We start from the raw sequence: 3,377 nt of genomic DNA, 5'->3' as shown, positions 1-3,377 counted from the left end.
TGCGCTCAGCAGCGCGTCCGGCGGCGACTGGCCAGTGTGTGCGCTGCCATCCAGCCGCGCGACGGGACCGTCCGGACGTCCGGTGTCGAAGCGATGCTCGCCCACCCAGGTGGCGCGGATCACGTTCGGTGCGTGCGCCATGCTCGTCAGCGCTCGATCGGGGCGCGCACCGCGTTCCCCCACTCGGTCCAGCTGCCGTCGTAGTTGCGCACCTTGTCGTAGCCCAGCAGGTAGGTGAGGACGAACCAGGTGTGCGACGACCGCTCGCCGATGCGGCAGTAGGTGATCGTCGTCGCGTCGGGGTGCACGCCCTCCCCGCCGTAGAGCTCAACGAACACCACTCCGGGTGCGTCCAGGTTCTCCTCGGCCCAGTCGGCGGTGACCAGGGCGTCCTCGCGGCTCATCGGTACTCCTGTCTCTGACGTAGACAATCGACGGTAACCTATGTCACTGCTGGCGCTCCGGCCGTTGTGGGGATGCTCTCCCCGCAGTGCCGGCAGCTCAGTTGTCCGTCGATACTCAGCGTCGACCGGTGACCGGCCCTCGGCGTGCCGGCCGTCAGATGGAGGAGAACCCATGACCAGCCCCGACCTCTCCCTCGCCGCGGCCTCGGCCTTCCTCGCCGCGGCGGGCCTGGAGATCGAGACGGTGACCCCGACGCGGGTGACCGGCCGGATCGAGCTGGGGCCGCAGCACCACACGCCCTGGGGCGTGGTCCACGGCGGCGTCTACACGACGGCGGTCGAGAGCGCCGCGAGCGTCGGCGCCAGTGAGGCCGTGCGCGACCGGGGCCAGTTCGCCGTCGGGGTCCACAACGCCACGGACTTCCTGCGCAGCGCCACCGAGGGTCGCGCCGACGTCGTCGCCGAGCCGCTCCAGCAGGGTCGGGTGCAGCAGCTCTGGCTGGTGCGGATCACCCGGGCCGAGGACGGCAAGGAGCTCGTCCGCGGGCAGGTGCGGCTGCAGAACGTCGCCCTCCCCGGGTCGTGAGAGCGTCGGTGTGACGTAGGTGAAAACATGTGGGCTGCGTCGAATACCGAGCGCCGTGCGTAGTGTTGAGCAGGACGGGCGGAGCGACGGCCCGTCGCACCCTCGACCGGAGAGCAGGACCTGATGAGCACCGGGACCGCGCAGTTCGACTTCACCGACTCGGTCGTGCTGGTGACCGGGGGCGGCTCCGGCATCGGGCTCGCCATCACGCGTGCCTTCCTGGCGGCCGGCGCGACCGTCGCCGTCGCGGGGCGGCGTCGGGAGGCACTCGAGGACGCACTGCGGGACGCGCCGCCCGAGCGGACGGCCGCGGTCCCGACCGACCTGGCCGACAAGGAGCAGATCGGGCACCTCGTCGACGAGGTCGTCGCCCGGTTCGGGCGAATCGACGTCGTGGTCAGCAACGCGGCGGGCTACGCCAACGGCGGGATCACCGACCTGGACGATGCCGACTGGGAGGCCCTGCGCGCCACGAACGTCGACGGCTTCTTCCACCTGGCGAAGAAGGTGCTGCCCGTGCTCGCCCGCAGCGGCGGCAACCTCGTCGCCGTCTCGAGCGTGTCCGGTCTGCTCGGCGACTGGGGCCAGGCCGGCTACAACGCCTCCAAGGCGGCGGTCTCGAACTTCGTGCGCTCGCTCGCCCTCGACTGGGGCCCGGCCGGGGTCCGCCTCAACGCCGTCGCGCCCGCCCTGACGCGGACCGGTGCCGTGTCCGCGGTGACCGAGGACCCGGAGCTGCTCGCCAGGTTCGTCGACCGGGTCGCCCTCGGCCGGATCGGTGAGCCCGAGGACATCGCCCCCGCCGTGCTCTTCCTGGCCAGCGACGCCGCGCGCTACGTCACCGGCACCATCCTGCCGGTCGACGGCGGCACCGGCGCCTCCACCGGTCAGGCCCGTCCCTGAGTCGACCGTCGGAAGGAGGGACGACCCATGGTCGCCACACCACAGGACGGGTCCCTGCCGCTCCTGGAGCTGCACGAACGCGCCCGCTACCGCGCCGCCGCGGACTACGCGCTGCGCCGCTACCCCGGACCGGTCGGTGAGCTCATCCACCGGGAGCTCTCGGCCTACGCCGAGTTCGGTCACCGCTTCGCCCGCGACGCGCTGATCCCGCAGTTGGCCCAGGACGTCCTCACCCCGCCCCACCGCGACGCCCCCGGGGACGCTCCGGCCGGCGACGGGGAGGCCTCCCGCCGGACCGCGGCGTGACCGGCGGAGCGCCCCCGCGCGACTACGCCGCGGCGCTCGCCTCCTCGATCCGGACAGGGTCAAAGCCGTGATACCTCAGTCGCTCGGGGTCCCGCTCCGCTAGGATGGGACCCATGTCCTGGTCGACGACGACGCGCTACGACTCCACCGTGGCCGACGGGGGACTGGCGCTCGTGCAGGACCTGATGAACACGATCCCCGCCGGCCGCCCGCGCGCCGCCGATCTCCTGCAGGACGTCGGGACGGCGCAGGGGTGGGCCGAGACCGCCCTGGCGGACTGGGCCGAGGCGACCGGTCGCCCGGCGCCGGCGATCGTGATGGACGAGCGCGGCCTCGAGGAGCTCCAGGCGCTGCGCGCGGACCTGCGCGGCGTGGTCGGCGCCCCGGAGACCGCGGCGCCGGCACCCGAACTGCGTGCCGCCGCCGTCGGGCTCACCCTGGGCGCCGACGGGCGGGCCGACCTGACGCCGCGCGGCCAGGGGTGGCGCGTGCTCGTCGGGCAGATCCTCATCGAGGTCCTCGAGGCCCAGCGCGCCGACACCTGGCGGCGGCTGAAGACCTGTCGCAACGACCGCTGCGCCGTCGCGTTCTACGACCGCTCGCGCAACAACAGCGGCGCCTGGCACAACGTTCGGATCTGCGGCAACGCGGTCAACCTGCGCGCTTCGAGGGCCCGCCGCCGGGCGACGGCGGTCGCCGGGTCCGCGGAGAACGCCGCCGACGAGGGCTGACCCGCGGCACGCGTCGTCGGGAGCGCCCCGGAAGTGCGTGATCACGACTGTGTGGCGGAACGCGCCAGATCCGACGCGTTCCGCCACACGGAAGTCGATCACGCTGCCCGGCTCACGGGGGAGGCCGGAGCTCAGGACTCGGTGCGCACCGAACCGGACGGCGACCAGGCGTCGGTGTCGATGGGGCTGAACTCCGGGTCCTGCTCGTCGAGGCGTCGCATCCGGCCGCCGCGGACGTCGAGGACGCCCTCGTCGAGCGGGGTGGTGAAGACGTTCTCGACCAGCGTGTACTCGGCGGCCAGGCGCCCGACGGGCGCGAGGGCGGCGGTGTCGATGCGGCCGCGGTCGAGGTAGAGGTCGTCGCGGACGTGGACACGTTCGACGACGCCCCAGACGACGTGGTCGTCGAGGTCGCCGACCGGGATGATCCGGTCCAGTCGGCACTCG

4 protein-coding genes and 2 pseudogenes are annotated in these 3,377 nt (G+C 73.1%); 4 read left to right on the top strand and 2 right to left on the bottom strand.

Translation table 11 applies throughout. The annotated features are described in order from the left end of the window. Positions 1-146 precede the first annotated feature (146 nt). Positions 147-329: pseudogene (locus tag AC0CYZ_RS16975) on the bottom strand (sulfurtransferase); the annotation flags it as partial. 247 nt (positions 330-576) lie between these two features. On the opposite strand from AC0CYZ_RS16975, the gene AC0CYZ_RS16970 reads away from it, so the two are divergent. From AC0CYZ_RS16970 to AC0CYZ_RS16955, 4 genes are all read left to right on the top strand, one after another. After that, positions 577-990 (top strand): PaaI family thioesterase, encoded by a 414-nt coding sequence (locus AC0CYZ_RS16970; protein WP_472217417.1) that lies wholly within the window; start codon positions 577-579, stop codon positions 988-990. A gap of 123 nt (positions 991-1,113) precedes the next feature. Beyond that, positions 1,114-1,893: a meso-2,3-butanediol dehydrogenase gene (gene budC, locus AC0CYZ_RS16965; RefSeq protein WP_472217415.1), complete on the top strand. Its 780-nt coding sequence runs from the start codon at positions 1,114-1,116 to the stop codon at positions 1,891-1,893. 27 nt (positions 1,894-1,920) lie between these two features. Continuing rightward, complete coding sequence (locus AC0CYZ_RS16960) at positions 1,921-2,199, top strand: hypothetical protein (RefSeq protein WP_472217413.1); 279 nt, start codon at positions 1,921-1,923, stop codon at positions 2,197-2,199. Positions 2,200-2,312: 113 nt separating this feature from the next. Beyond that, complete coding sequence (locus tag AC0CYZ_RS16955) at positions 2,313-2,930, top strand: CGNR zinc finger domain-containing protein (protein WP_472217411.1); 618 nt, start codon at positions 2,313-2,315, stop codon at positions 2,928-2,930. A gap of 131 nt (positions 2,931-3,061) precedes the next feature. On the opposite strand, the pseudogene AC0CYZ_RS16950 reads toward AC0CYZ_RS16955, so the two are convergent. Next, positions 3,062-3,377: pseudogene (locus tag AC0CYZ_RS16950) on the bottom strand (flavin reductase family protein); the annotation flags it as partial.

The organism is Actinomycetospora sp., assembly GCF_055612215.1.
This window is presented reverse-complemented; position numbering and strand designations above follow the sequence as displayed.